Origin of the sequence: Sphingopyxis sp. DBS4 (assembly GCF_024628865.1) — a bacterium.
In the GTDB taxonomy this organism is placed as follows: domain Bacteria; phylum Pseudomonadota; class Alphaproteobacteria; order Sphingomonadales; family Sphingomonadaceae; genus Sphingopyxis.
Genome location: NZ_CP102385.1, coordinates 128144 through 154844, shown reverse-complemented (window position 1 = coordinate 154844; position 26701 = coordinate 128144). Strand labels below are relative to the sequence as shown.

Genomic DNA, 26701 nt, shown 5'->3' with positions numbered 1-26701 from the left:
TGGCCGAGATGCCACTTGCCACAACGGTCACATTCATAAGGCTGCAGAAGCCCGATTTTTCGCCGGCGATCGTTGTGCGGGGCGAAGCGACTTTTGCACGCGCGCATCAGAAGTAACTTTGCGGTTCTCGCCGCAACAGCCGTGCGCCACCTCGCCATCCCTGGGCAGCGCGGACTGGGCGGAAGAGGCGAACAGCTCATGGGAGTTCAATCCATGTCCATGTCGAGGTCGTCGCTGCCGCGTGCCATGCCGTCGGCGCCGAGCTCCGCGCCGCCGGCGCGGCGCTGATCGGTCTCGCCGAAATCCATCCGGGCTTCACGCCGCGCCAGCTCGCCGCCCTTTTCCTCTATGGGGTCCTTCGGGCCGCGAAGCTGTTCCTTGTTGGCAAGGGCATCCTGTTGACCACTGGTTCCCGTGGCGGCATTTCGTGGAGTACCTGCCCTGGGCTGATCATCGTCGATCGAGCGCTTCGCGAGGGAGGCGATGTTGCCTTTATCCACTTCACCGGACGTCGCGACCCGTCCATCAACTGCGGAACGGCTTACATCGAGAACATCGCGCGCGCGGACCTCTCGCCCATCCTGCAGGTGCGAAATCTCGCGGCGATCTTCCCGATCTGTTTCCGGCTCGACGCCGGGTTCTGGTCGATCGGCCGCAATGTCCGGTCCACCCCCTTCTTCCCCAGCCTCAGTGTCATCATCGTCGTCGGCGGGAAGAATATCCGGCGGAGGCTCAGCCTCGATGGAGCCCTCTGCAACAGCCGGAAAACCTACATATGGGAATGACACCAGGGCGGAGGGGAACTTCTCCGGAAAACGAATATAGGCATTCAGATTGGGGAGGCTGGTGATGTCGTCGGCGATCACCAATGCCTCTTCCTTGGTGGTAGGCGAGATGGTGGAAGCGTCACGGGTTTGGTGCGCGCCATAACTATAGGACTCGTCCATCGTGCGGACCTTCCGGAACCCGATAAGCCGCGAACATTCTTCTGCCGTCTCCCGCTCCTTGACGCGAAGAATGACATTCGTGTTCGCAAGGCTGATGATGTTCTGCGCTCCATCATCGCCATAGGTTTTGCGCAGACCCGCAAAGTTATGCAGCCCGAGCAAGAAGGCACCGCCAAAGCTGCGGGCCGTCTGCAATCCCCGTTCGAGCGCGGGAAGCTGGTGAAGCGCAGCCAGCTCATCAAAGATGAACCAGGTGCGAAGTTGGCGCGTATGCTTCAGCGTCATGATCGTATTGATCGCGATGTTCATCCACAGCGTGAGCAGCGAGCGAGACATATCGAGGTGAGCATATTGCGCCGTGATAAAGAGGAGGGAGGCTTCCCCATTGTCGCGCTTGATCCAGTCCTTGATCGAGAATTGCTCGCCGCCATCGGGCAGGAACCGAATGGCTTCGGCGTTGGCGTTGAGGACCGCTCGGATCGATTGCGCCATCTTTGTAGCATCTGGCGACACCAGCGGTTCGGCGACCGTGCCCATCAGACTCGCGTAAATTTTCTTGAGGTTCGCCTTCAGCAGTTCGTCGCAAAGATGCTTGTTGGTGCCGCGCCCCTTCTTTCGCAAATTGTCGCACATCTCGACGAGCAGCGTGCGCGCCGCCTTCTCCCAGAAGCCGCCATCGGAACCGTGATCCGCCGGGATGAGCGCTGCCGCCGCGTTCACGAACTCACTGCGCGAATGGCAATCGTTGAACAATGACCAGGACTCGCAGCGTGCATCGTTGAGGTTCAAAACGAAGTCGCGCTCGGGATCATAGAAGGCTTCCATATAGTGCCCGGTGAGGTCGAACAGGACGCACCGATCGCCCCGCTCGATCGCCTGGGCCACGACCTGCCGGATGAGCGTTGTCTTCCCCGTACCAGTCGTACCAGTGAGCATGACATGACTTTGTTCGAACCCGTAAGGGAACGGCAGGGTGGCAATTTTGTAGGGCAAAATCACTCCGGCCTCTTTCCGCTGGGCAAGCGGAAGTGCCTCGACCTGCGCCAGCGTTAGATCCGGAAACGCTTCCTTCGCCCGTTCCCGAACCCGATTCAGATTGTGACGCTCGAGCATCATCTTGAGGACGTCGTACTCGACAATCTCAACGCCGCGTTCGTGGTGATCGGCGAGGATTGATTCACCGCGATCGCGTGCCCATGGAATGAACCACCACGCAAATGTTCCGGCGCCGATCGTCGCGAATATGAAGCTCCCAAAAAGAGCATTCATGAGCTTCGCCCATGCAATCTGGACATCGGGAATATAGGGAACGTAGCCCATATAGGTTTGATAAATACTGCCGTCCCGAAGCGTGACATTCGCCCGCTTCATTTCGTCCAGCCCGATGAAATCCCACGTCGCAGCGAGCGCCTTCGTCCCGAGCATCTGGAACTCATAATCGTCGAGGATGAGGGTCAGTTTCAGCCACAGGAATGCGGCAAGCAGCCCGAACCAGACGAACAGCGGAACGCGCGCGCCGCGCCACCACATAGAGAACTGGTGCCCAATGAGCTGGGAGCCGCGGGTGAAGTTTCCGGAGTTGCGATTGGCTTCGCCGTGGCTCGACCAGGCTCGCGGATGTTTGGGGCGCGAGGACTTATCTGCCATGGTGGCGGTCCATTCGCGCATCCACCGCGGCCATTAACTCGTCGCGTCGATCCGGGGCGTTCTTCTTGACCCATTCGTCAGCAACAAGCTGCGTATATTCGCAGATGATCGCCATTCGCTGGGGGTCGAATGCTTTGCCGGACTTGAACTCGAAGTAGACGCGCAGCGCGTCCCGACACACGTCCGATGCGCTCACCGAATTGGCTTTGCAGAACGACGCTAGGTCGCCCTGCAATTCCATCGGCACTCTGAATGAAATGTGACCCAACCGCCCCTCCATGGGAGACGGTCAGTGGATCCTTCGGAAAGCAGCACCTCGATACATCAAGCGGCACCGCGGGTCAACGAACGGCCGCGGTGGGCTTCTGACTTACTCCAGACGTTGTACAATCAGCGGCCCCCAAGGGCCGGAATTCCGTTGGCTCTGTCGCGTGCTACGATTGTAGCACGCTGATGTGCTACAACTGTCATACCCTGTGCGACAAACGTCTAACACTGAAACTGGCGGTTTTCGTGCAATTTCTCGCCGAACAGGATTGCGGCTTGCCGCATACCGTGTGCATCTCAGAATGAGATATCCCCGAAGCGGGTCTCTCATTCTGCTTATCGGAGGGAATCCGGGCATAGCCCGTCAGCTTGCCTGTAATCTGGGCACATTCGTGCCCGGTTCGGGCACGAGAGTTCAGGCCTGCATGAGGCGCTAGCCCCGCCAGACATTTGCTGATCGCTTGTCCGCATGCGGGCAGCGTAATCGGCAACGCTCGTTTGATTGACGATGCCGAATAGGTTGCCTGCTGGAACCACGATATGGATCATCCGCTTGGTCGGATGACCGATCGATCGCGACGCCCTGTTGGACCGATCGCCAACAAGCGCATTGCGTTTTGGGAGCGCGAAGCGTGAACCCAAAACGCAACTCATTCTGTCGCCGGCGGGGAGTCAAACCGGCACCCTTCCGTGTCCATTCCCTGTCCGATTTCGTAACGCCGCGGACAGACGTCGTGTACCTGTTTCGGTGCTGGATTATCGCCCGTATCGTGATAGCAGTGCGCAAAGATTGGATAGGCTGAAGCGGAGTAAAACGATGCCAAGGGCGAAGAAGATCGAAGGCAATCTGGATGCGATTGCGGCGAGACGCGCAGAGCTGGAAGCCGAACTTGCGCGGGTGACGGAAGCGGAACGCCGAGCCCGCGAAGCGGAGCGCGATGCGGGACGTGATGTACTTCTCGCCGCACTGGGAAAGGTGAAGATTGCCCGGATGGATCGAAGCGAAGCTACGGCCATTGCGAAGGCGATCGAGAAGCATGGCGCAAAGAGGATCGCGGAGAAGTTGGACACGCTCTGAGGCGATCGGCGATGTGCTGGTTGCGAGCAAACCGAGGCAACGAGTGAAGGCGATCGTGCCTATACCCGGAGAGATGCGCAAATGGCGAAGGGCCGCGTGCCGCCGATGCGAACCGGCGGGCACCTTCCCGCCGTGAGCGAGGCGGTCACAGGCGCGCGGCTTGCAAAGCGAAAGGGTCGGTCGTCGCCGGCCCACACATGGGTGTTCGTTAAATGGCGTCGGGAGATCTTCGCCGTTGGCTGACCTTACTGCCAGACTCTCGGCAAAGGCGAACATTGGCTGTTCGTCGGGATCGTCGAAATTCATCTCGATCTGATCCCTGCGTCATATGCGAGCGCGCGATAATCGTCGTAGAGTTCGGTTTCCATGATGCGTCTCCTGGGAAAACTGAAGGGGCGGACGTAGCCGCCCCGAGAGGTTCAGAAGGGAACGTGATCGTCGTCTTCAGCGGGCGGCGTATCGTTCGTGGTCGTCGCCTGTTCGCCCTTCCGGCGCTCGATGGTGAAGTCGTTGACGGTCAGGTCCACGTTATAGTGGCGAACGCCGTTCCGCTCGTAGCTGCTCTGTCCAACGCGACCTTCGAAGGTCACCAGGTCGCCGACGCCGATTTCTGTTACGCGTTCATGCTGTTTCTTGAAGAGCGTGACGCGGTTCCAGACGGTGCGATCCTTCCAGTTGTCATCCTTGTCCTTGTAGGGATATTTGGTGGCGACATCGATGTGCGCGACCTTCTCCTTGGCGTCGATCTTTCCGATACGGCCAGTGATGATGAAGTCGGCTTTCTGTTTCATGGCTTGTCTCCTTGGGTGGTGTCGTTGCTGACGCACTTCGAGGAGGCGGCCGCTCGCCGCGGGCAAGCTGAAAGACGGAGGCTCCGCCGCGCAGCGGTGGAAACCGTAGGCCCAAAGGGCTGGTTTTCTGCTTGAGGGTCGATAGACCCGTCCCGCGAAAGGCGGGCGAGCTGTCTACGTGCGTCAGACAGCAACGAGGCCGCCCAAGGAGGCGAGCTGCAGGGAGCCATTCAGGCTGGCCGCGCTCGCTGAAGATCGATCGGGACGGTCCTGCCTATGGTGGCGCATCGATCCCCGATGGGGGCGAAAGTGGAACCGCCGCACTTTGGTCCGCACGGTCATCGGAGGCACAGCGGCCAACCCGTCGGGCCGGATTGCTGATCTTCGCCGATCGCGACGCAGCGCATCGGACAGCCTTCGACAGTATCGGGCAGACTGGCTATTCGGAGCGGTGCGTTGGATTGATGCGGGCGCTGATTACATTATCGAGCACCCGCCGCCAAAGTGCCTCGGGCATGATGCCGATGAAGGGCGAGCCGTCAGCTGCGCCTCGTACGTCAGGTCCAACCCAGGTGAACTCGTTGAGGTCGTTCCATACGATCCGCGAACGGTCGTCCAGTCCCAGGTGCTCCGTCACCCGGGGCGGGATCGCTATCGAGAGGCCAGGGTCATAGTTACGCGTCGTTATCGGCGCGGTGATGACGCGTAGCTGGCCCCGAGCCCGGAACGTGCTGAGAACGAGGCAGGGCCGAATCTTGCGGCCGTCCTCAAGCCCGCGCTCCTTTTCGGCGCGCCAGAGATACACGTACTGGATGACGTCAGTGGGGAGCGGCTCAGTCCATGAGCTCGTTAAGGGCGACGGCTTCGGGGCGCGCCGTGGCGGTCCGGAGGCTTCGGGTTGCTTCATCACTCAATTCCTCGGGCGTGACAGCGATATGGTCGAGGCGCGCGAGGCGTTCATATTCGGACGCGGGCAACATGACGACGCGGGTGGCGCCGTTGCGCTCGATCCCGATGGGGTGCGTCATGGCTTCGTCGTAATAGAAGCCGAAGCGCTTCGAAACCTCACTGGAAGTGACCTTTTCGATTGGCAGTTCCATGATTCCCTCATCATCTTCATCGTCATGCTGGCAAACTGAACCTTGCGGCTCTCATCGTCTCGAAAGTCATCATCATCATCGGAATCGCCAACATACGTAATCTACGGAATGTGAGAATTCAACCCCCGCCCGTGTGCGGGCTGGATCACGGCATGAGGGCTCGGCCCTCTACGCCGGGATCCACTGCGGGCGACGACTAGTCGAACAGCCGCCCGACCAGCTCGGCGCCGTCGTGCTTCAGCAAGATGACATCGCGGAACTGCGCGGGGGGTCATCACCGCACGCCGCGCCGCTTGCGGCGCATCGAGCTGGAGCGCGCGGGCGGGACGGCCGCGCTCAATTCCGCACGGCGCCGACGTTCCTCGCGGCCCCATTCGGCAAGAAGCGGACTGATGTGCGTCTGGATCATCACGTCCAGTTCGAGGTCCGACATCGCCGCGATCTTGGCTTTGCGATCACGCTCCCATTCGACATCGCTACGCGGACGTACCTCGCCCTCGTGAACGATCAGTCGGCCGTCACGAAACATATTGATATAGGTCAGCAAATAGCACGCGTTGCCGGGACATTTGCAGCGACCCCAATAGCGGATGAATGCGGCGCGATCCGGTTCGGCGATCGCGCGCAGCTCGGCGCGCGCGCGCCACCAGTTTCGAGCCTCGCGATCGCGGTTCGCTTGCTGGTTCTCGACGAATGCTCTGCCGCGCGCGTCGAGCAATTCCTCCGGTGTGGGCTGGCTCTCGGCGATCTCGGCGGCGAAGAGCGGGAATTTCTCGCGATCCAGACGCAGGCGGCGTTCCGCCGCCTTCAATTTCCGGTTCGTCCGCTCGTAGGCATAGATTCCCTGATGGGGTGTGAAGCGCATAACACGATATCCGACGCAGCGCGGCCACGCTGGGGTGGATGCTCCCACGGCTGCTGCGACAATAAGGGCTGGGAAAATTACGAAGTGGCGCCGCGAACGGCAGGCGCCCTAGTCGGGGCGCCAACGGTCGACCAGATCGGCCATCTGACCGCGATACTGGTCGCCGAAAGCATCGATGTAGACGGCCCCGCCATGCTGACCGAGAAACGCAAAGACGGTAGCCATGTCAGCGGCAACGTCCCGGTCAACGCCGAACAGGTCAGTCAGCGGGAAGTTTCCCCACTGGTCGCCGTCCCACCATGCGAGGAGAAAATTCGTGACGCGGGCCGATTGGCCGGTGTCGGCGCGCGCAAGGTCTATCAGGCGGTTAAGCGCGGACTTCAACTCGGGGTGAGCGAGAATTTCTACATTCATCGGTTCGGCTCCTTCGGCCCGTGTATCAAGAAAATCGAATGTCGTCAGTTTTTGGGGTCAATCGTCTTTCGAGGCCCGCGCCAGTTCGTGGAAGCGCCAAGCGACATTTTCCGCGAGCACTGCGAGGTGGGGAAGGTCGCAATTCTGAATCTCTTCCTCGATGCTGATCCGGCGGAGGCTTTCCGCTCGCTGCGCGTCGGTTTCGGTCGGCGCCGTTATCGGCGCCGACGGTGCCGCAATCGTCGGAAAACGCGTCCACTGCTGGGTGAGCCAAGCAATCAGGCCCGGCTTGTCGGTCGGAACGTCGATCTGTTCCCAGGTCCCGCCGTTCGCGCGGACCAAGCCCGCTGCGTCACTTTGATTTCCCGTCCATTCGCCAGTGCTGGTCAGATAGAGGCGCATCGTAATTCTCCGGGTGGGCGAAATGCGATCAGGCGTGAGCCTGATCGCGGATCGCAAAATCTGCGTGTTTGAAGATGGTGAGCGGGACGCCAGCGGCGCGAAGATTCTGCGCGAGATTGATCTGGACGCCGCTGCCTTCGCAAATAACGGCTTCAACTGGCAGCAATCGCTGAATAGAACGGTTACGCTCGAACGCGGCGCGGTTGCCAAGCTGGCGATTGAGCCGGAAGGCGACAAGCGGCACCCCGCGCGCTGCGGCCCATGCGGCGCCGATGGCGTCGGCGCCCTTGTGCTGCGCAGTCGTGACAAGCGTCATCGCGGGAATGCGGGCCTTGATCGCGTCCAGACGATCCCAAAGCGCCTTATGCTCGGTCCAGTCCTGCCCGCCCGACAAAACGACAACCGGACCAGTCGGGGCGTGTGCTTCCCGTTTTTCCACCGCGCGCGCTGCGAGAAAGTCGCGCGCGTCGATCTGCGAGGCGGTCAAGGTGCGGCCCGTTCGGCTGCCGGTGGTAGCGGACCAAGGCTGGCCGCATTCGACGCGGTAAATCTCGGCGGCGTGGTCGCGCATCGCGCAGATCGCCGCGACGGCTTCATGAAGCGACTGGCAAAGGCGCTGCGTCTCCTCGACCTTCACCGCGTGGATTTCGGAAGGGTCCATGATGCGCGCCAGCTCGCCAAGCTCGCGCGCGGCGTCATCCTCTTGGCGTGAAAGCTGCTGCGCCACCTTGTGGAAGCTGTTGACGATCCCCCAAGCGATGCGAGGTGCGACAGGTGCAAGGCGCGTATCGGCGAAGAGGTTGAAAATCTCGCCGGTGACGTGGGCAGCAACGGCGCGCGCTGCATCGGCGTCGGGCAAGTCGTCGGCCGTGGGTTCGTCGTGGATGGAAAGCTGGCTGGCGGCAATTTCGCTGGTGAAAGCGCCCGCGAAGGCGTCGGCGCTGGTGAGGCTGGCATAATGTTCTGCGAGGTCGGCGAAGTTATCGAAGCGGGCCATGATGAAATTTCCTGTTCGCCGCTTCGGAAACTGGATAAGCATCGAAGCGGACATTGACCAATGTTCAGCCATGAGAGGCCGGAAGAGCTAGACCCTCTCCCGGCCTCCTTCATTCAGGCGGTAGCCTTGTCGGCGGTTTCGCCCCCCTTCCCTGCTGCGCCCTTGCCCTTGCCGGTCTGCGGCGCATCGGGTGCCGTGCTGTCGCCCAGACCGGAGTCGCCGCCAATCCCATCGTCCGAACTCTGCCCGACGGGCGGCAGGTCCTGTTCGGCCTGACCCGCGGGGATTTCACGACGCGGACGGCGACGGCTCCAAAGGACGGCAAATCCCCCTTCGCGGTCATGCCACAGCGCAATGTCCATCGGGTTCGCCATGCTCGGATCGTCGATGCGACCCTGATAGAAGACTTCACCCGTCGACTTCTTGATCTGCTCGAACATCGCCCCGACCTTGGCCCAGGTGCGCGCCGGGGTCAGCGCCATGACCTCATATTTGGGCGCCGCGTCATTCTGGCTGATGACCGGACGCAGCGCAACGACGTTAGAAAAGGCGACGGTATCGATACGACCAATGAAAACGCCGTCACTGTTCTTCTTGAGATTGCCAATATTAGCCATGAAGTATCTCCATAAATTCAGGGCGATGCCCCTTTTCAGAAAGTCAAAGCGGCGTTGCCGTCTTGACCATTACTTAATAGCGGCGCCGTCAAATCCGGTCTATCGCATTGTTTTCTTGACGAAATTCCGATCCTCTTTGGTGAGCCGGAGCAACAAACAGACGCGCGGTAGCGCGGCCAGCGAAGATCTCCCGGCCCGACGAGGGCCGGTTCCAAATTGGTAGGGGAAAGCGATGCGATTCCCTCACCTGTCTATCCCCTTCGGAGCCGCCGTCGCAGGCCCCAAGAAGCAGACGGGGGACAGCGCGGGGCAAGCTGAAAAACGGAGGCTCCGCCGCGTAGCGGTGGAAACCGTAGGCCCGGAGGGCCGGTTTTCTGCTTGAGCGCCCGCAGGGCGCGTCCCCGCGCGCCGCCGGATGCGACGCCGGGAGCCTGAAAGGCGGCGTAGAAGGGAGCGGGACAGGTTTGCGCGCACCCTGGCGCCTCGGCACGCGAATAGCGTGGCGAGGCCTCGAAAACGACTGCGGGCGCCAAAAGGCGGCCGACCATCTTCCCGTGCCCCTGATCGTTACCCGAAGGGCCGAGACCCGCAGGGGCTCGGCGAGCTTGGTCGCGATCGCAGAATCGCGGCCTTAGCGAGTAGAGCAGGTTGCCGATCGGCGTATGCCGCTCGGTGGCCCGCCTTTCCGTGCTCCAATTCTCGGATCAACCCCCTCCCCCAATCCATCAGCCGCAGAATCCCGCACTTTCCGGACGAAATGTCGGGGGATATTCGCGCCAGCGAGACTTCGGCGGAGCCGTATTATTGACGTCAGACACACCCCCCTTTCTGGGTATAGCGCGACAGCGAAAAGTCTGATTTCATTGACCTCGGTCGTTCGAGGCCCTCGCCGGACCGCGACCGAACAACAGCAGGATGAAGACGATGATCGTGACAACGAGCTTGTCGCGCCGGGGCCTTGTGCGCGCCGGCGGAGGACTTTTGCTGACCGGCATATTGCCGATCGACGACAATGTGAGCGATTGGGGGCGCAGCCTGCAGGGCCGCGGCGCGGATCGCTTCGAGCGTGCACAAGAATTCTACCAGGGCGTAGCCGCGGGACTTTATCGGGATCCGCGCGACCTTCTCTATCAGGCGGGGATCGTGGCGCAGCTCGGCATCGGCGCATATTTGCTCGATCTTGGCGCTTCGGACGATTGGTGCCGGCAGCGGATCGGCCTCTTCGTCGACAAGGCATTGGCGATTGCGAACGGGGCAGGTTTGGATCATCGTCAGCCCGACATGCTCGAACTGGCCCGGCTGCTCTCACCCTATGGGCAATGGCGCGGGCCTTTTGCGGCCGATCTGCCGATGACCGCGGCGATCGACGAGCTTCGCGTGTCGGCGACACTAAATGACTTGCTTGCGAAGGTGCGGCGCCGGCTCGCCGGCGAGCGCATCGAAGCGCGCGCACGATGAAATGGCATCATCACTTGTCGCGCGCTTATTGGCTCCGGATCCGCGCGAAGCGCTATCCGCATTATGCTCGTCGGCTCGGCGCTGATCCGCCGGTCCTCGATCAACTGGATCTGGCGATGGACCTGTTGTGGCCCTTCGCGCGGCGCGTGTTCCTCATGCACCGCGTCGATGATCTGTCCTATGGAGCGATTGCGACCGCGGTCGACGTCGACGTGGCGACGATCGAACGCTGTATCGCCGATGCGCTGTGGTCGGTCAGAATGGTTCGCCGGGAGTTCGAGTGAGCCCGCGGAACCGCTGTAACGTGAGCCTCATGTTACCCCCCATTTATTGGAATACCAATTTACAGGGGGTGACTTAACCACCGTGAACCTGATCCTTTCCGCGTGCGCGACCCGCGCACAATTCGGGGGACGTCAGATGGAACGCCGGACCTTCATTGGCGGATTGAACGCGGCCGCGGGGATCGTCGGCGTGGGCTATCTTGGCGCTTCACCGATTTCCCCCGGCAACGAACGATACGAGGATGCGCAGTGGCGGCTGCAGAACGCGCGAGCGTTTTTCCCGAAGGGAGAAATCGTGCGCGCGGGCGACCTGCTCTATCAATTGGGCATTGTATCGCAGCTCGCCCTGACGGCATGCGTCATTGCTGAAGGATGGACGGACGACGATTGTCGCCGGAGGATTGGACTGGACGTCGGCAAAGCCCTCTTCTTTGCGAAGGCTGCCGGACTGCAATTCGATTCCGATCCCTTCACGCGCCTGGTCCCGCAGCTGTCGCCATACGGGCAGTGGCGATCGCCGGCGACGGGCGCTCGCATCAATGTCGGAACGATCGACGTCCGCGCCGCGACGTCCGGGGTGTCGCAATTGCTGATGGCGGTTCGGTCGCACCTGGTTGGCGCCGAAGGCAAGGCAGCAGGTCGATGATCTGGCATCACCGCTTCGGGCGAAACTATTGGCTGCGCGTCCGATTGAGGCAATACCCCGCGTATGCTCAGAATCTCGGCCCCGCGCCGGACATCCGAGAGCAAGTGAAGCTCGCGATCCAGCTCGTTTGGCCGCTCGCGCGATCCGTCTATCTGCTGAACTGCGTTCACGAACTGAGTTATCGCGAGATCGCGACGTGCGTGGGGGTCGATGTCCGCACAGTCGAGATGTGCATCGCCGACGCCCTCATTTCAATATGGAAGATCTGCGACGAGTTTGCCGACACTCCCGGTTAAGTCCGGACGATCGCAGACGCAATCGCAGGGCAGCTCGTACCGGTCCACGGCGCCTGTAATACAAACTTTCTGCTTGTTTAAATTTGTCTTACGCATGATGACCTAGTCATCGGGAGATGCGTATGACCATCTTTAACGTGCGATTGTCGCGCGAAGACGAAGCTGAGCTAGCGGCCGCGGCGAAGAAGTCGGGTCGGAGCAAGTCGGAGATCGCGCGCGATGCAATTTCTGCGCATCTGAAGTCGATGGCCGATGATGAGCGGCGATGGGAAACGCTTCATGACGACTGGAGCGACTATGGGTCCGCAGTTCAGGACGCCTATGAAGCCCTCGTCGGCCATCAGGTTGCCAAGCTCGATGCGGTTCGCAAAGCATTTGAGACACGCCTGGTCGAGATCGGGAATATGGATTGGGCACAGGCGATCGAGCCGGTCTACGAGATTTTTCGGCGGAAGGTGATCGAGAAGTCAGGGGTAGCATATGCGCCGAACCCTTATATCGGGGGACGTGACCCCAAAGATCCGGAGATGATCGCCGTGATCGGGTTTGCGGCCGACGATACTCACGACTTGGCGATCCCGCTTGAACAAGTCTTCTACAACTATTGCGATTCCGCAGGCTTGGAGGCTTTCAACGAAATTCCCGCAGTATTTGCGCGAGCGCGGGCACGGCTCGAGGCGGACGATGAAAAACGAGAGCAACCGGATGCGAATTAGGGATTCGCAGATGCGATCCAGTTGATAATATGCCGATCTTCATATCGTGTTCGGCAGAGAAACCAGGAGAATATTATGGCGCTGCAGAATCTATGGCTGGAAGGCATCGATGTCGATGCGGCGCTGTACGATATTCGTGACGACGACACGCAGGCGTGGGAAGTGCGTGCCCTTGCGGGGGCGAGCATCGGCATCGATCCGATAGCGGGGCTGCGCGCCGTCATCGAGCTGAGCACGGCAATGGAGCGCATCGTTCGCGGTGAAATTGAGGGCAAGACGCAACTGGCGAGCATCCTCGGCCGCGCGGGCGACGATTACCAGCGCTGCCTCTGGTACACGGTCGCGGGCCGCGACCCGCTCGCGGTCGCGACGTCGTTCGGTGAGCTCGAGAAGTTGATGGCTGCTCGCGCGATGCTGTGGGTCGAGGCAGACGATCGCGGGCTTATGCCGGCGAAGTCGGACAATCCTTATTGGACGGCGGCGCCAGAAGGGCCCCGCGCAATCTTCAGCGAGCGTTTCGAGCTCGGCGAACATTGGACGCCGTTTCTGCCTTCAGCATTGCTCCCGGAGGACTGAGCATGCAGCGCTACTATGTTCTCGACCGGGAAATGGCCGCAGGCGAAGACGGGTTCGAGGCGATGGTGGCGCGAGCCTACACGCTCAGGCAGGCAGTCCGGTGCCTCTGCCGGCGCGACATCGCACTCGATCTTTATATTGCCCACCGGCATGGCGGGCATGTGCTGTCGCGCTGGCCCGGGACGGGCCCGCGGCACGCGCCGCACTGCGATCATTATGAGGCGCCCGATCATCTGACCGGACTCGGCCAGGTTCTCGGCAGCGCGATCGTCGACGACATCGACAATGGCGTAACGACGCTCAAGTTCGGGTTCCCGCTGTCAAAGGGGCCAGCGCGCGCGGCGCCAGCGTCGTTCACGAACGACAAGCCCGATGTGAAGGCTACCGGACAGCGTCTATCGATGCGCGGGATGCTGCATTTCCTTTGGGATCGAGCGCAGCTCACTCACTGGCATCCGCGCATGGCGGGCAAGCGCAACTGGTATATTGTTCGCCGGCAGCTCCTGAATGCGGCGCTCGGCTGCAAGGTGCGGGGCGATCCACTCGCCCAGCGCCTGTTCGTTCCGGAGACATTCCGGCTCGATGACAAGGACGCGATCGCGGGACGTCAGGATGCGGAGCTGGCCATTGCGCGATCGGAGCCGGACAGGATTATGATCCTGATCGGCGAGATCCGTTCGATCGAAAGCGCCCGCTATGGCGAGAAGATTCTGATCAAGCATATGCCGCAACGTCCGTTTCTGATGGACGCCGATATGGCCCGACGCTTCCATAAGCGGTTCGCGGCCGAAGAGGAGCTTTGGAGGTCCGACGATCGCGACGGCAGTTTGATCATGGCCGCAAGCTTTTCCATGGGGGCGTCGGGCCTCGCGCAGATATTCGAGATGTCGGTGATGCCAGTCACCCGCGAATGGATTCCCTATGAGGGGCTCGAGGAACGGATGCTGGTGACGCAGGCGATCGAGGAGAAGCGCCATTTCGTGAAGGGGATGCGGGTAAATCTCGGTCTCGAGATGCCGATCGCGAGCCTGACACTCACTGACACCGGGGGCGAAGCCACGGCGGTCTATCTCGCACACAACCTGCCTGAGCCGCGGTATGACGAGGCACTCGAGCAGCTCATGCGGACGCAAGGCGTCGAGCATCTTACTTGGCGACCCGGTGATTGTCTGCAGATTGCGCAGAGTGGTTCGACCCCAATAAAGGTGGCGGGAACATCAACTGCCCACTGAGACTCCGCACCAGGGGGCTTGGATGGCGATTGTCGATAAGATGATGGCCGCAGAATGGCTTATGCAGGCTGCGGTCGAGATGCTGAATCGAAACGATGATGTGCTTAGCGGTGCATGTCATGGCTTCATCGGCGCTGGGCCTCCTCCGTGAGTTGGTGGCATGGCAGGGCGACGGTTATGCCCCTCGAGTGCTCAAGGATAGCCGCAAGCCGAGCTGAAGGAACTCCCAACGGGATGTCAGAGGCCGCCGAGATAGAAGCGATCGTCGACAAGATTGTTGAAGGTACCGAGGCGCGGGGTGTGAAGTTGGCGGCTGATATCGCGATCGCAACGCCGAAGAAGGACGTCCGAGCTTGGTCCTGTCAGTAGTTTTGTGCGCGAGGTCATATAGTTGGAAAAGAAAGGACTATCGAGCACTATCAGGTTGAACCGCGAACTCCACCGCCAGGGTTCATCCATGCCGACCCAGGTCTCCTCGTCGATGCGTGCGCGCCGTCTTCACTGCAGAAAAGCTCTTGCGACCAGGAGGCCATCCACGCATGGAGTCATAGTGAGGAAAGCAGGAGATAACGTAGCGAATTTGTTATCAGTAGCTAGATTGAGCTTTCATGGTTCCCATCACAATGGCAGCGGGTCGATAATATGGTCTTATATCTAGGCATCGACGCGGGCGGCACCGCAAGTAAAGCGAGGCTTGTCGATGCGAACGGCCTGCGATTGGGTGCGGGGAAGGCCGGCCCCGCCAATACGCGCATCGGGCTCGACGCGCTGCACAGATCCTTGCTCGACGCCTGCACCCAGGCGCTCAAGGATGGTGGTGTCGCCGACAGCGATTATGGGAGCGTCCGGGTCGGCATGGGAATTGCGGGCATCAATCGGATGGGGATGAAGCAGCAAATCCAGGCGCTCGATTTTCCCTTTGCCAATGTTCAGTTAACCAGCGACTCGATCATCGCCAATCTGGGTGCACATATGGGCGGCGATGGTGCGATCTTGATCCTCGGTACCGGAAGCGTCGGGTTGATCAAGCGCGGTGAGGACAGTTTAAGCATCGGCGGCTACGGCTTTCCCATTTCAGACGAAGGAAGCGGTGCGGCGTTGGGTCTCAGTGCAATCCGCCATGCCCTGCGCACGCTCGACGGACGGACACGGCCGACACAGCTCAGTCAGGCGGTGACCAAGCAGTTCGACCATGCTATCCCGAATGTCATCGCTTGGATGGACGATGCAGCGCCGGCCGATTATGCCGCCTTTGCCCCACTGGTGATGGAATATGCGGAGATAGGTGACGAGATTGCGCTGTTGATCGTTCGCGACGCCGCGCAGCATATCGAGCGCTTCATCGAGACGATATTCGCTAAGGGCGCGAGCCGTTGCGTGCTGATGGGTGGACTCGCACCGCGGATCAAGCCATGGCTGCGCGCCCGTGTCGTCGAGAAGCTGAGTGCGCCGCTTGGCGACGCGCTCGACGGCGCCCTGATTCTCGCCGGCCTGCCCATCGGGTCTTTAGCATCTGGCCGGTGATGGCGTGCCGCCATCGAGAATCAACTGCCCCGGAACCGAGCAAGATATGCGCGATGTGGTGGGCACACCTCAAACTCCGTCACGGCATTCCAACAGGATCGCGCCGTGACACCGACGCTGTGCTGGCAGCGATGTCAGTGACGAATTCATATCGATCGCCTCGATACGCAGACCTGGTAAATTCAACCGGCGTACCCTTCGTATCACGGGTCAGGCGCTCAATGCGCAATATCTCCGAGCTCTGCGCAATCGAGAGCATCCCGGCTTCGGTCGGAGTGGCCAAGGCAGCCCGAATACGCTGCGTGCCGGACACAGGAAATACCCCCGAACTCTGAAGCGCTGCGTAGAGCGAGTCACCCACGGCATCCAAATCCGGGAGGAACGCCGCGGGAACGACAGCATGTTCTATCGCCAGCGGTTCGCCATTCGCAAGGCGCACACGCGCGAGCCTTGCGACCTTGGTGGCGATCGGAATCTCCAAGGCGGCCGCCTCCTCGTCGGTGGCGTTGGCGTAGCTACGCATCATCCAGACGACACTAGGATCATCACCTCTCGATCGTGCATCTTCAGAAAAGCTCGTTAGCATTGCACCCCGCGCCTCGATACGATCGCTGACATATGTTCCCGAACCATGCCGACGAAAGAGCAAGCCCTCCTCGATGAGCTTCTGGATGCCCTTTCGGATCGTGACCCGGGACATGCCCATTCGTTCCGAGAGTTCGCGCTCGGACGGGAGCGGCTCGCCCGGTTCCACGCCGCCGCTTTGGATGTGCTCACGAAGATTGCGCGCCAATTGAAGGTAGAGAGGCGCGTTGCTCTCCTTCAATCCGGCAAGCTTGTCTCGCATTATTGGTCCTTTCCGCACATATTCCGATCCGGCAAGCGGCCGAGGAACAATCGCATTTTCGCCTGTTCGTTCCCGTCAGCCTGACCGATAAAGGTCCAATAGCACCTTGAGGTTGCCGGCTTCAACCATTTGGCACACTATTGGTATGCACATCGATCCTTATGAAGCTGACGTCGTCCGAAATTTTCGCGCGCGGGTGGCGGCGAAGGGACCCATCGACTTGCTCGAGATTGCGAAGGTCGGAATAGCATTTCTCGAATTCGGCGCGGTTCTCGATTGAGAGCAGATCGCTGGCCCCAAGGTGAGCGAACATATCGGCGAGGCGCAGGAAACCATCGCTTGCTAGCGCGATTGCCCAGTCGCCGGCGGGCAGTTCGGCGCGATCTGCGCGCTCGATTGCCTCCATTTGAAGACCCAGCACCCAATAGCCGCCATCGACATTCATGAAGGCTCGATTTTGGACGAGTTGTGGCCGCAATTCCTCGAAAAGTTCGGCCGCCGAAATCTCAGGTCGCTCGGCGAGGATCGATCGGGCCAACGCCTTGGTGCGGTGTTCGAAAGGGCCTATATTGCCGCCGTCTCCATGTTCGGCGAATTCTTCTCCGCCTAGGGACCGGTAGGCGATCCTGCAGTCTCCGAGTGTTGCCAGTTCAACCTTTTCGGGCAGGGCGCGGACAAAAGCTATCGCCGCGCTTGGCAGTTCATGGCGCCCCGCGGGCGGTCGCCGCGCCAGCGTCGAATAGGACGACCGGCAGTGACGTATGACGGCCGCGAACAAATCCTCGAAAGGCATCGTCGGCTTGCTAGCCAGTAGATCGCGGAGTTCCCTATCGACCCGCTGCGCGAACCATTGTGCATCGCTGACAGCTGAGACGAGGTTCTCCCCAATGCCTGATGCGCCATCGATAACCCAGGCCGCGAAGTCCGTATATCCGACCACATCCTCATTCGCTGCCGCTCCGGATCGAGTCTCCGCCAAACGGACGTTGAACATCTCGGCTCCATTAAATAGACGCGCGACCGGCCTTCTGCGCGCCGACCGATATCGCAGCTTGATGATGTGGTATCATAGTGGTAGCAGGTGCGCAACATCGACTACGGTTAGGGGAACGAGAGATGCGCATTCTTGGTTTCATGAGCGGGACATCGCTCGATGGCGTTGATGCGGCCATTTTGAGTTCCGATGGCGAAGCAATCGACGACTTCGGCCCGACGCACCTCACCTCATTCTCGACCGCAGAGCGCGCCATCGTCAAAGACGCCACCGAACAGTTTGTGGCGACCGGTACGGCCGAACCGAGACTGTTGGCGGAGGCTGACGATATCATTGTCAGCGCGCATGTACGCTGCGCGCGCGAACTTCTCTCCAAACCGGGGGCCGGTAAGATCGAATTGATCGGTTATCACGGCCAAACCGTCCTTCACCGGCCCGACCGCGGGTTGACGATCCAGATTGGCGACCCTGCAAGAATCGCCAATACGCTCGGCGTTGACGTTGTCGCGGACGTTCGGCAGGCCGATATGGCCGTTGGCGGAGAGGGCGCGCCTCTTGTTCCCATCTATCACGCCGCACTGGCACGGAAGATCGGGAAGTCAGGTCCAATCGCCTTTCTCAATGTAGGCGGCGTCGCGAATTTCACGTTCATTGGCAGCGATGAACAAATCATCGCACTCGATACCGGGCCCGGCAATGGGATGCTCGATCTCACGGTCCAGAAGCGCGGTCTTGGCCGATATGATGATGGCGGAGCGCTGGCCGCGAGCGGAGAGGTCAATCAGGCAGTGCTGAGTCATTTACTTGCGCATCCCTATTTCGAGCGTGAAGGCCCGAAGTCGTTGGATCGCTACGACTTTCCGCTCGATATCGTGGATGATCTCTCGGCCGCCGACGCAGCGGCGACGTTGGTCGCGTTTACCGCCAATTCCGTGGCGCTGGGCGCACGCCAGCTCCCCGAACAACCGGAACTATGGATCATTTGCGGTGGCGGGCGACATAATCCCGTCATAATGGAGGCCTTGCGAGAAGTGCTTGGCGCTTGTGAAAGCGCTGACGATTTCGGGTTGCGCGGAGATTTTATCGAAGCCGAAGCCATCGGATTTATCGCGGCGCGCTCGGTTCGGGGGTTGCCGGTGACCTTCCCGAACACGACGGGCGCGCCCAGCCCCACCACGGCCGGAAAGCTCTACAAGGCTCAGACGGCGACGGTCGCCTGACCGGAGTCAAGGTCGAGACTCACGCGCTGTGCGATCAGTGTGGCGGGTGCAATGATCGACCGCACGGCGGCGGGGAGCATGTCGAAATGATCGATGTGCAAATCCGCGCCAAGCTGGCTGGCGCACACGTCGGAAAATCCGAAGCCGACAGCAATCGACGGCATCGCCGCGGCTCTCGCTGTCGCTACATCGACCGCCGAATCTCCAACATAGATGGCCTTGGCCCCTTTGGCCTGCGTAATTGCGGTGAGCAACGGTAGTGGATCGGGTTTTCGAACAGGCAATGTGTCGCCACCGATAATAGCGTCGAACACACCAGCCCAGCCGAGCGCTTCGACCAGATGGTTCGCAAGTCCCTCCGGCTTATTGGTGCAAATCGCGAGCCTGAAGCCCTCGATCCGCAACTCTTCGAGCGCGAGTTCCAGTCCCGGATAGGGTGCCGAAAACGTACAAATATTGTCGGCATAGTGTTCCAAGAATACGGGAATGGCTCGTGCGATCAGTTCCTCCGGCGCATCTCCGCTAAGCGTCAGTCCTGCATCCAGCAGCGCGCGCGCGCCGTGGCCGGCAAGGGGGCGCACGAGCATCGGCTCGACGGTAGGCCGGCCAAGGACTTCCAGCGAATGATTGAGCGCAGCAATGAGATCGGGAGCCGTGTCGACAAGCGTCCCGTCAAGGTCAAATACTATTGTATCAATTTTCGGGCCCCGCATTGCCATGCTGATGCCCGGCCCCAGATCGCAATACAAGGGCCAATTATGCGACCCGCCTTCCATTCCGGCCATTCTGGCGCGTCGAATCTATCCCGGGGCGCGACCATCGCGGCCCGCTCGATGTCGCCGCTTTTCCGTCGGATTGCGCTGCTACCAAAATTGGTTACAATCTGGTATTAGGCGCATCGGATCGACGGGCGAAAGCAGTCGAACGGCGCGACGGAACGGAGGATTCTGCATGCCGTCTGAATCAAGGTATCGAATCTACATCAACAACCGCCCGCACGAAATCGGGGCCGCTCCGCTTCTCGCCACGCAAGTCGCTGCAATGGCCGGGGTCCCGCTGGATAACGTCGTCATCGAACTCGAGACGCCAACCGGGCTAAAAGAAATCGCCCTCGACGGGACATTGGCCGCGGTCGACGGATTGAGCTTTCTCGTGACACGCCAATTCATCATGGGCGGCGCGGCATGACAAATGCGAACGGCGGCGCGCTGCTGCGCCTTGCACAACCCGAGCTCGGAAGGTTGATCGCGACCGTTCTAGATGCGCCCGATCCCTTGGAGGGCGGCGCATTCGCCTTGTTCGGCATGCGCGAAACGGCGACGTCAATGGTTTTCACACTTGCTGAATTAATCACTCCGGAGGCCGGCGAGATCGGTTGGGGGGAAGGCAATGTTCGAATTGACCGGCCCCCACCGAGTGGTCCTCGGGGATTGTTAGTGCATTGACGCCTCCATCGCCAGTGTTGGCCGTAGGTGGAGCGAAGCGGAACCGGAGGGCGAGACTGGCGATGGAACGGCCTCTGGAGCGGGCGGCCGATATCCCAGCGAGCTGTGCGGCCGGACGGTGTTGTAATGCCGCCGCCAAGCTTCGATCAGGATTCTGGCCTCGGCGAGCGAGTAGAAGATTTCGCCGTTGAGCGGTTCATCGCGCAGCGACCCGTTGAAGCTCTCGCAATAGCCATTCTCCCATGGGCTCCCCGGCGTGATGTAGAGCGTCTTCACGCCGATCTGGGCGAGCCATTGCTGCACCGCCGTCGCGATAAACTCCGGACCATTGTCCGACCGGATATGCGCCGGCGGCCCACGCGTGACGAACAGCTCGGCGAGTGCCGCCAGCACGTCATCGCTCTTGAGCTTGCGTGCGACCGGCAGCGCCAGGCACTCCCGGCTTGCCTCGTCGATGATCGACAGGATCCGGTATTTGCGGCCGTCGTGTGTCCGGCCCTCGACGAAGTCGTAGGACCAGACGTGCCCAGGATATTCCGGCCTGAGCCGGATGCACGATCCGTCATTCAGCCAGAGCCTACCGCGCTTCGGCTGCCTTTGCGGCACCTTCAGCCCCTCGCGGCGCCAGATACGCTCGACCCGCTTGCGGTTCACATGCCACCCCGCATCGCGCAGCAACGCCGTCACCCGGCGATAGCCATAACGGCCATATTGCCGCGCCAGCGCGATGATATCCTCGGTCAGAGCTGCTTCGTCATCCGCCCCGCGAGGCGCCTTGCGCTGCGTCGATCGGTGCTGTCCGAGCACGCGGCACAGCCGCCGCTCGGACACCGGCATCATCATTCTGATGTGGTCGATACAGCGCCTTCGGCGCGCGGGGCTCAGAAGTTTCCCCGTGCAGCTTCCTGCAGGATCAGCTTGTCGAGTGTCAGGTCCGAGATCGCACGACGAAGCCGCGCATTCTCCTTCTCCAGGTCCTTCATCCGACGCGCCTGATCGGTCTTCAGGCCGCCATATTCCTTGCGCCACCGATAGTAGGTCTGCTCCGTAACGCCGATCCGGCGACACGCTTCCGCCGTCGTGGCGCCCTGCGCCAGCACAACCTCTGCTTCACGCAGCTTGCCGATAATCTCTTCCGGGCGATGCTTCTTGGCCGGCATTCATAATCTCCTTCGTCATCCAAAATATCATCAATTTTGGACCACTCAGAAGGGGGCAGATCAGACTATGTCGAGGGCGTGGGGCGTACGACTATCGCTACCCACGAGGCAGCGCTTGGTCGCCACGCGCGGGCTCGATTCGCGGCTATTCCAAACATCACCGTCTTCGGCGATGCCGAAAAGCCCGGTCCAATTCTGACGTTCGCCTCTGCCGGCGCCCATGCGAACGATATAGCGGCGATCCTGGACGCCAAGGGTATCTGCGTCCGTGCCGGCGCGCACTGCACTCAACCGCTCCATCAAATGCTAGGCTTCAGTTCGACCTGCCGCGCATCGTTCGCCATGTACAGCACGCTGGATGAAGTCGACGCTCTTGCCGATGCAGTGGAAGAGGCGTTGGCAATCCTAAAGTGAGGTCGGCCGCCTGGAGGGTGCTCGCTACTCGCCGCCGATCCAGGTCCGGACGATCTCAATGTCTTCGGAGAGGTGCACGATATCTGCGCGCGCGCGCGGCGCGAGGCATCCATAGGTGCCGGTCAGCCCCAGCAAAGCCGCCGGCGTCGCGCTCGCCATCTTGCAAGCGTCCGCAAGTTCGACGTGCATGTTCGAAACAGCGTTCCGAATGGCCCGAGCCATGTCGAGGTCGGAGCCGGCCAAGGTTCCGTCAGCCGAGCGCAGTGCACCTTCGTTGCGAAAAATCTCGGTCTCGCCAAGGAAGAATGTATCGATATCGGTGCCGACCGTCGGCATGGAGTCCGTTACGAGCATCAATTCGTCGGGACCCTTCGCGCGGAAAGCGGCCCGCAGCGCGGTCGGATGAACATGGTGGCCATCGACTATCACGCCACAAATCAGCGGGGACGCCAATCCAGCCCCTGCGACTCCTGGCGTCCGGCTAGCTAACGGGGGCATAGCGTTGAACAAATGGGTGATTGCCCGAAGCCCTTCGCTGATTGCGCGATCCATATCCTCGCTTGTTGCCAGCGTGTGTCCGGCAGAGACAATGACGCCCCGAGCCGTCAATTCGGCGATCAGGCCGGTAGCGACCATTTCGGGCGCGAGGGTCACAAGTGTTTTTCCTGCACCTAGCGAGGAAAGCAGATTCACGGCCCGCTCATCCATCTTGCGGATTTTCGATGCGTCGTGAATGCCTTTCTTTTCAATGTTCAGAAAGGGGCCTTCAATATGGATTCCCAGAACGCCGGGGGTCCCGATCGCGATAGCGTCACGTACTGCGGCTATCCCGCGCTCAATCACGTCGAAATCATCACTGATGAGGGTAGGAAGCAAGGCCGTGGTCCCGAATGCCCTGTGTGCCTCGGTGATCGCCCTAATCCCGTCGATCGTCGGGGATTCGTTGAACAATACGCCGCCACCCCCGTTCACTTGCGTATCGATAAAACCGGGAACGAGCATGCCGCCGTCCAAGCGAACTGGATCAAAGTCGGTCGGGACGCCGCTATCGGGTACGATGTCGACGATCGCCGATCGCTCGATCAGCAATGCGTGATCTGATCGCCATCCCCTTTCCGAGAGGATTCGCGCGCCGATCAAAGCCTTTCTAGTCATATTGTTTCGGTAACCTTCCTGAGCAACGGCGGCCTGTCGGGATCAAGTCCTCGTTCAATCGCAAGAGCGTTGGCAAGGCGGTAGTAGGACTGGATCATCGTGATAGGCGCGGTCACAGGATGCAGGCCTGCGACGACGGGAAGTTCGATGGCCCCATGTCCGACTGGTCCGGCCCCAGCCACGATTGCCTCTTTTTCGAGGAACAGGCGAAGCAATGCGTCCATCCCCGCCCGGGCTTCATCGAGCGGCGGGAAGACCAGGATAGGGAAGTTGCGATCGATCACTGCCATCGGGCCGTGCGCGACCTCTGCCGTGCTGAAAGCCTCTGCATGAATTCCGCATGTTTCCTTGAACTTCAACGCCGCTTCGAGTGCGATCCCGAATGACGGGCCGCGCCCGAGGACGAAGAGGCTGCGTGCCTGCGAGAAAGGTGCCAGAGCCTCGTCCCATGACACGGCCCAAGCTTGGCACAACTGATCCGGCAGGGCAGCAATGACGGGGTCGAGGGCTTGTCCGCCGGCGCATTCGGATATGATCTGGGCGAAGGCCGAAAGCGTCGCAATGAAGCTTTTGGTTGCTGCGACGCTTCGCTCCGGTCCCGCGCGGAGCGGTATGACGATGTCGGCGAGAGGTACGAGCGGTGCGCTTTCGTCGTTGACCATCGCGATGACGATCGCCCCGGCCTCTCGCGCCACCTCGGCGGACGCAAGCAGATCGGGGCTCTTACCCGACTGCGACACGACGATAAACGGCTGCCCCGCCATGTGCTCCATCGGTACGCGGTATACCGAACCCATCGATGGCGGGTGTGACGATACCGTCTTGCGAAGATGTGCCTCGAACAGGAATTTCCCATAGGCGGCAGCGTGATCCGAACTGCCGCGGGCGCAGGTGAAAATCGTGTGCGTTGCGGGGCGCAGTATCAGCTTCGCCAGTTCCTTCGCCAAGACAGCATTGTCCGACAACTGCTTGGCCACGATCTGGCCAGCCTCGCTGGCCTCGGAAAACATCAGGGTGGAGGTGGGGTGACGGGCTGCGTTCATTATAATACCTGTATAATACCAGTTTACCTTGATCCGCAAGGCAGATATATTCGCGGCATGACCCATCTGCGCGACATGCTTTCGAATTTCCTTGGCGACCGACTGATCACCGCTGAAACCGCGCGCGTCGCCTATACGCAAACCGAGGGTCACCATCCGGGCGAACTTCCGGCACTGGTGGCACAGCCCGTGTCGATCGAGGAGGTTCGCCAGCTAGTTCGCGCAGCTGCCGCGCAGGGCGTCCCGATCGTGGGTTATGGTGCCGGCACTTCTCTCGAGGGGAACGCGGCCGCCGTCACATCGGACACGCTCGTCGTAGATTTTTCGCGCATGAACGAGATAGTCGAGATTTCCCCGGAAGATCTACTTGTCGTGGTTCAGCCGGGCGTAACGCGCGAACAGCTCAACGAGGAGCTGCGCACCACAGGTCTCTTTTTTCCGGTCGATCCCGGGGCGAACGCAACCATCGGCGGGATGATCGCAACCCGGGCGTCCGGAACGACGACTGTACGTTACGGCAACATGCGCGACAATCTGCTTGCCCTCAAGGTCGTTACGGCAACTGGCGATCTGATCCAGACGGGGACCCGGGCCCGCAAATCGGCGGCGGGCTACGACCTTACTCATCTCTTCGCCGGATCCGAAGGCACTTTGGGCCTAATCGTGGAGGCGACCCTGCGCCTTCATGGGCAACCCGAACAGATCGTTTCCGCAAGCTGGGATTTCGCCAGCATAGAGGGTGCGGTCGATACCGTGATTCAGACCATCCAATCTGGGATCGCCATCGCGCGCATGGAGCTTCTCGACACGCGCGCGATGATCGCGTGCAACCGCCAGAGCCATCTCGGTCTCCCCGAATGTCCAACCCTCTTTCTGGAGTTCCACGGTTCCGGCGCCAGCATCTCCGAGCAATTGGAAATCGTTCGCGTTCTGGGAGATGCCAACGGCGGCGGGACACTCAGGTCCGCGACCGCGACGGAGGAACGGAACTTGCTATGGAAGGCGCGGCACCATCTGCTTTGGGCATCGCGGTCAATGGTTCCTGAGGCGCAAGCCTGGATCACCGACATTTGCGTCCCCATTTCGCGATTGGCCGAAGCCATTTCGCGTGCGGAAACGATGATCGAAGCATCGGGGCTGTTCGCTCCGATCCTGGGCCATGTCGGCGACGGGAATTTCCACGTCTTCTTCATTCTCCATCCCGACGACAAGCCCTCGTGGCAAAAGGCGGCGGTCATCAACGATGCCATGATCGATCACGCGCTCTCGGTTGGCGGAACCTGCACGGGTGAACATGGGATCGGCTTGGGCAAGCGCGACTCCCTGCTGCGCGAGAACGGGACGGCTTCCGTCGAGATCATGCGGCAACTCAAGCAGGCGCTCGATCCGGAGGGCATCTTCAATCCTGGCAAGATATTCGCAGCATGATGCCGAAAGCCGCCAGGCCCGCGACGACCACGCCGGCGTCATGCGGACCCGCCTACACCCGCAGCAAAAGGCCGCGGCGTTGAAGCGGTGCCAGCAGCAACCTGCAAAGAATTACCGCAAGAACGGCAAATAGCACCGACGCCCACATGGCCGACAGACCGGACGCCCGAAGCCCCGCGAGCAGGCTGTCCCAGAGCCGGTCCTCGCCGCCCGGCGGAAGGCGCAGCAGGGCGATCAGGAGCATATGGATCACATAGATGGTCAACGCCGCCTGGCCCACGGCGACGAACTGCTTCGCCCACCCATGCGGCTGCAGCACGGGCCAGGCGGCGCGAACCGCAGCGTAACCCGACGCGCCGATCCCCGACGTCACAAGCACGAAACTCGCGGTCCACAAATCCTTGTTGATCGGGATGACGATCGTCGTCAGCAGCCCGGTCAGCACGAGGAGGATGCCGGCGAACGCGAGGCGCCAGATGGGCCTCGGCGCGCTGGCCCAGCGCGCAAGCGCGACGCCAAGGAAACCGCTCGCCATGGAAGGCAGCGTGGACAAAATGCCCTCCGGATCCCAGCTGCCGCGCAATATCAATCCCGGCAGGAGTTGCCGATCGAGCCACCCGCTGATGCCCGCTCCGGGAGCGAGGCTGGCTACAGTATTTTCTGCACCGATGTTCAGCAGAACGAATGTGTGAGTGGCGATGATCGCCAGCCCCAGTCCCAGCGGAACGATCGCGCCGCGCCCGACGGAGACGATCACCGCGCAAGCGAGATATACGATGGCTATGCGCTGCAACACGCCTGCCCACCGCAATTGATCCCAATCGAATCCAGGCCGCAGGCACCAGTTGAGCGCGACGCCGATCGCGAAGAGCAACGCCCCGCGCCGGGCAATCGCACCCCAGGGCATCTGCCGCCGCAAACGTCCATCGAAAGCCAGCGATGCAGAGATGCCGACAATGAACAAAAATATCGGGAAGACGATATCGGCTAGCGTCAGGCCGTGCCAGGCGGCGTGCCGGAGGATCGCTGGTGCCGCGGGCACCAGGAAATTGACCAGCAGCATCAGCATCACATCGACTCCCCGCAGGAAATCGAGCGGCAGGTCGCGGGCGGGCGCCAATCGCGTCATGGCACCAGC

General features: G+C 61.0%; 33 protein-coding genes. 16 read left to right on the top strand and 17 right to left on the bottom strand.

Annotated features, from left to right (window positions below; genetic code table 11):
- Nucleotides 1-206 precede the first annotated feature (206 nt).
- Nucleotides 207-2615 (bottom strand): type IV secretion system DNA-binding domain-containing protein, encoded by a 2409-nt coding sequence (locus tag NP825_RS21440; RefSeq protein ID WP_257551626.1) that lies wholly within the window; start codon nt 2613-2615, stop codon nt 207-209.
- Complete coding sequence (locus NP825_RS21435) at nt 2584-2835, bottom strand: hypothetical protein (RefSeq protein WP_257551625.1); 252 nt, start codon at nt 2833-2835, stop codon at nt 2584-2586. Before NP825_RS21435 ends, NP825_RS21440 begins: the two co-directional genes overlap by 32 nt.
- 843 nt (nt 2836-3678) lie before the next feature.
- Here NP825_RS21435 and NP825_RS21430 point away from each other — a divergent pair.
- Nucleotides 3679-3939: a hypothetical protein gene (locus NP825_RS21430; RefSeq protein WP_037554250.1), complete on the top strand. Its 261-nt coding sequence runs from the start codon at nt 3679-3681 to the stop codon at nt 3937-3939.
- A 419-nt stretch (nt 3940-4358) separates the two neighbouring features.
- Here the strand turns inward: NP825_RS21430 and NP825_RS21425 are convergent, their stop codons facing one another.
- The 8 genes from NP825_RS21425 to NP825_RS21390 all read right to left on the bottom strand — a co-directional run bounded on the left by NP825_RS21425 (nt 4359) and on the right by NP825_RS21390 (nt 9125).
- The gene (locus NP825_RS21425; RefSeq protein WP_081933004.1) at nt 4359-4730 is read right to left on the bottom strand and encodes a single-stranded DNA-binding protein; all 372 of its coding nucleotides are present in this window, start codon (nt 4728-4730) and stop codon (nt 4359-4361) included.
- A 439-nt stretch (nt 4731-5169) separates the two neighbouring features.
- Nucleotides 5170-5535, bottom strand: coding sequence for a type II toxin-antitoxin system PemK/MazF family toxin (locus NP825_RS21420; protein ID WP_257551624.1), 366 nt, complete (start codon nt 5533-5535; stop codon nt 5170-5172).
- Between the two features lie 28 nt (nt 5536-5563).
- Nucleotides 5564-5830 carry a type II toxin-antitoxin system Phd/YefM family antitoxin gene (locus tag NP825_RS21415; protein ID WP_037554249.1) on the bottom strand — a complete coding sequence of 89 codons (267 nt, stop codon included), beginning with the start codon at nt 5828-5830 and terminating at the stop codon, nt 5564-5566.
- Nucleotides 5831-6104: 274 nt separating this feature from the next.
- Nucleotides 6105-6695: a hypothetical protein gene (locus NP825_RS21410; RefSeq protein WP_037554248.1), complete on the bottom strand. Its 591-nt coding sequence runs from the start codon at nt 6693-6695 to the stop codon at nt 6105-6107.
- Nucleotides 6696-6803: 108 nt separating this feature from the next.
- Nucleotides 6804-7109 (bottom strand): hypothetical protein, encoded by a 306-nt coding sequence (locus tag NP825_RS21405; RefSeq protein WP_052182087.1) that lies wholly within the window; start codon nt 7107-7109, stop codon nt 6804-6806.
- Between the two features lie 57 nt (nt 7110-7166).
- On the bottom strand, nt 7167-7511 hold the full coding sequence (locus NP825_RS21400; protein ID WP_037554247.1) for a hypothetical protein: 345 nt from the start codon (nt 7509-7511) through the stop codon (nt 7167-7169).
- Nucleotides 7512-7539: 28 nt separating this feature from the next.
- On the bottom strand, nt 7540-8508 hold the full coding sequence (locus tag NP825_RS21395; RefSeq protein ID WP_095389406.1) for an SLOG family protein: 969 nt from the start codon (nt 8506-8508) through the stop codon (nt 7540-7542).
- Between the two features lie 113 nt (nt 8509-8621).
- Nucleotides 8622-9125: a DUF736 family protein gene (locus tag NP825_RS21390; protein WP_095389404.1), complete on the bottom strand. Its 504-nt coding sequence runs from the start codon at nt 9123-9125 to the stop codon at nt 8622-8624.
- A gap of 924 nt (nt 9126-10049) precedes the next feature.
- Between NP825_RS21390 and NP825_RS21385 the strand changes: the two genes are divergently transcribed.
- From NP825_RS21385 to NP825_RS21340, 10 genes are all read left to right on the top strand, one after another.
- Nucleotides 10050-10583, top strand: coding sequence for a hypothetical protein (locus NP825_RS21385; protein ID WP_152998749.1), 534 nt, complete (start codon nt 10050-10052; stop codon nt 10581-10583).
- On the top strand, nt 10580-10867 hold the full coding sequence (locus NP825_RS21380; RefSeq protein ID WP_058801065.1) for a sigma factor-like helix-turn-helix DNA-binding protein: 288 nt from the start codon (nt 10580-10582) through the stop codon (nt 10865-10867). The genes NP825_RS21385 and NP825_RS21380 overlap by 4 nt, the downstream gene beginning before the upstream one ends.
- Nucleotides 10868-10949: 82 nt before the next feature.
- The gene (locus tag NP825_RS21375) at nt 10950-11513 is read left to right on the top strand and encodes a hypothetical protein (RefSeq protein ID WP_257551623.1); all 564 of its coding nucleotides are present in this window, start codon (nt 10950-10952) and stop codon (nt 11511-11513) included.
- Nucleotides 11510-11809, top strand: a complete 300-nt coding sequence (locus NP825_RS21370; protein ID WP_257551622.1) for a sigma-70 region 4 domain-containing protein — start codon at nt 11510-11512, stop codon at nt 11807-11809. Before NP825_RS21375 ends, NP825_RS21370 begins: the two co-directional genes overlap by 4 nt.
- A gap of 122 nt (nt 11810-11931) precedes the next feature.
- On the top strand, nt 11932-12525 hold the full coding sequence (locus NP825_RS21365; RefSeq protein WP_257551621.1) for a TraY domain-containing protein: 594 nt from the start codon (nt 11932-11934) through the stop codon (nt 12523-12525).
- Nucleotides 12526-12600: 75 nt separating this feature from the next.
- Complete coding sequence (locus NP825_RS21360) at nt 12601-13101, top strand: hypothetical protein (RefSeq protein WP_257551620.1); 501 nt, start codon at nt 12601-12603, stop codon at nt 13099-13101.
- Nucleotides 12996-14333 (top strand): DUF1173 domain-containing protein, encoded by a 1338-nt coding sequence (locus NP825_RS21355; RefSeq protein ID WP_257551619.1) that lies wholly within the window; start codon nt 12996-12998, stop codon nt 14331-14333. The genes NP825_RS21360 and NP825_RS21355 overlap by 106 nt, the downstream gene beginning before the upstream one ends.
- Before the next feature lie 22 nt (nt 14334-14355).
- Nucleotides 14356-14484, top strand: a complete 129-nt coding sequence (locus NP825_RS21350) for a hypothetical protein (protein ID WP_255247304.1) — start codon at nt 14356-14358, stop codon at nt 14482-14484.
- Between the two features lie 83 nt (nt 14485-14567).
- Nucleotides 14568-14702, top strand: coding sequence for a hypothetical protein (locus tag NP825_RS21345; protein WP_257551618.1), 135 nt, complete (start codon nt 14568-14570; stop codon nt 14700-14702).
- A gap of 273 nt (nt 14703-14975) precedes the next feature.
- Nucleotides 14976-15857: a BadF/BadG/BcrA/BcrD ATPase family protein gene (locus NP825_RS21340; protein ID WP_095389394.1), complete on the top strand. Its 882-nt coding sequence runs from the start codon at nt 14976-14978 to the stop codon at nt 15855-15857.
- Between the two features lie 79 nt (nt 15858-15936).
- Here NP825_RS21340 and NP825_RS21335 read toward each other — a convergent pair whose 3' ends face one another.
- Both NP825_RS21335 and NP825_RS21330 read right to left on the bottom strand, forming a co-directional pair.
- Entirely contained in the window at nt 15937-16704 is a 768-nt protein-coding gene (locus NP825_RS21335; protein WP_257551617.1) for a GntR family transcriptional regulator, read from the bottom strand.
- A 121-nt stretch (nt 16705-16825) separates the two neighbouring features.
- On the bottom strand, nt 16826-17698 hold the full coding sequence (locus NP825_RS21330; protein ID WP_040110192.1) for a protein phosphatase 2C domain-containing protein: 873 nt from the start codon (nt 17696-17698) through the stop codon (nt 16826-16828).
- Nucleotides 17699-17820: 122 nt separating this feature from the next.
- On the opposite strand from NP825_RS21330, the gene NP825_RS21325 reads away from it, so the two are divergent.
- Nucleotides 17821-18918: an anhydro-N-acetylmuramic acid kinase gene (locus NP825_RS21325; RefSeq protein ID WP_037511939.1), complete on the top strand. Its 1098-nt coding sequence runs from the start codon at nt 17821-17823 to the stop codon at nt 18916-18918.
- Here the strand turns inward: NP825_RS21325 and gph are convergent.
- A complete protein-coding gene (gene gph, locus NP825_RS21320) occupies nt 18897-19703 on the bottom strand; it encodes a phosphoglycolate phosphatase (protein WP_235211457.1) in 807 nt (268 codons plus the stop codon). The genes NP825_RS21325 and gph overlap by 22 nt on opposite strands.
- Nucleotides 19704-19869: 166 nt before the next feature.
- Here gph and NP825_RS21315 point away from each other — a divergent pair, with 166 nt between their 5' ends.
- Nucleotides 19870-20106 (top strand): multiubiquitin domain-containing protein, encoded by a 237-nt coding sequence (locus NP825_RS21315; protein ID WP_257551616.1) that lies wholly within the window; start codon nt 19870-19872, stop codon nt 20104-20106.
- Nucleotides 20103-20363 carry a hypothetical protein gene (locus NP825_RS21310; protein WP_257551615.1) on the top strand — a complete coding sequence of 87 codons (261 nt, stop codon included), beginning with the start codon at nt 20103-20105 and terminating at the stop codon, nt 20361-20363. Before NP825_RS21315 ends, NP825_RS21310 begins: the two co-directional genes overlap by 4 nt.
- Here NP825_RS21310 and NP825_RS21305 read toward each other — a convergent pair.
- A protein-coding gene (locus NP825_RS21305) for an IS3 family transposase (RefSeq protein ID WP_257551614.1) occupies nt 20352-21523 on the bottom strand; the annotation gives its coding sequence in 2 pieces (ribosomal slippage) (nt 20352-21259 and nt 21259-21523; 1173 coding nt in all). The genes NP825_RS21310 and NP825_RS21305 overlap by 12 nt on opposite strands.
- A gap of 36 nt (nt 21524-21559) precedes the next feature.
- Between NP825_RS21305 and NP825_RS21300 the strand changes: the two genes are divergently transcribed.
- Nucleotides 21560-21937 carry an aminotransferase class V-fold PLP-dependent enzyme gene (locus tag NP825_RS21300; protein ID WP_257551613.1) on the top strand — a complete coding sequence of 126 codons (378 nt, stop codon included), beginning with the start codon at nt 21560-21562 and terminating at the stop codon, nt 21935-21937.
- 24 nt (nt 21938-21961) lie between these two features.
- On the opposite strand, the gene nagA is transcribed toward NP825_RS21300, so the two are convergent.
- Nucleotides 21962-23092: an N-acetylglucosamine-6-phosphate deacetylase gene (gene nagA / locus NP825_RS21295; protein ID WP_037511927.1), complete on the bottom strand. Its 1131-nt coding sequence runs from the start codon at nt 23090-23092 to the stop codon at nt 21962-21964.
- The gene (locus tag NP825_RS21290; protein ID WP_037511924.1) at nt 23089-24135 is read right to left on the bottom strand and encodes an SIS domain-containing protein; all 1047 of its coding nucleotides are present in this window, start codon (nt 24133-24135) and stop codon (nt 23089-23091) included. The genes nagA and NP825_RS21290 overlap by 4 nt, the downstream gene beginning before the upstream one ends.
- A gap of 57 nt (nt 24136-24192) precedes the next feature.
- Here NP825_RS21290 and NP825_RS21285 point away from each other — a divergent pair, with 57 nt between their 5' ends.
- Nucleotides 24193-25563, top strand: coding sequence for an FAD-binding oxidoreductase (locus tag NP825_RS21285; RefSeq protein WP_037511921.1), 1371 nt, complete (start codon nt 24193-24195; stop codon nt 25561-25563).
- 52 nt (nt 25564-25615) lie between these two features.
- Here NP825_RS21285 and NP825_RS21280 read toward each other — a convergent pair whose 3' ends face one another.
- Complete coding sequence (locus NP825_RS21280; RefSeq protein ID WP_257551612.1) at nt 25616-26683, bottom strand: acyltransferase family protein; 1068 nt, start codon at nt 26681-26683, stop codon at nt 25616-25618.
- Between the last annotated feature and the right edge of the window lie 18 nt (nt 26684-26701).